This is a genomic window from Sedimentibacter sp. B4, assembly GCF_000309315.1.
Taxonomy (GTDB): domain Bacteria; phylum Bacillota; class Clostridia; order Tissierellales; family Sedimentibacteraceae; genus Sedimentibacter; species Sedimentibacter saalensis.
The window spans coordinates 1-241 of record NZ_CANG01000180.1 but is presented as its reverse complement, the minus strand read 5'-3'; the positions used below and the strand labels follow the sequence as shown (position 1 = coordinate 241).

The following is a 241-nucleotide window of genomic DNA, read 5'->3' as shown; positions in this document are numbered from 1 at the left end:
GCCACTGGGTGCTCAGTAGGCTCCGGAGGAGCCGACGACGGCCCTGGCGGTCTTGGCGAGGATCATCAGATCCTGCACCATCGACCAGTTGTCGACGTAGTACAGGTCGAGCCGAACCGTGTCGTCCCAGGAGAGGTTGGACCGTCCTGAGACCTGCCACAGGCCCGTCAGCCCTGGACGCACGTCGAGCCGGCGTCGGGTGTCTGAGTCATACTGAGCTACCTCCGTGGGCAGTGCCGGG

1 protein-coding gene is annotated in these 241 nt (G+C 65.6%); it reads right to left on the bottom strand.

Annotated elements, in window-relative coordinates; translation table 11 throughout:
* Window positions 1–12 precede the first annotated feature (12 nt).
* Window positions 13–241, bottom strand: a 229-nt coding sequence (locus BN358_RS10655; RefSeq protein ID WP_040582577.1) for a sugar transferase, incomplete at its 5' end; no start/stop codon positions are given.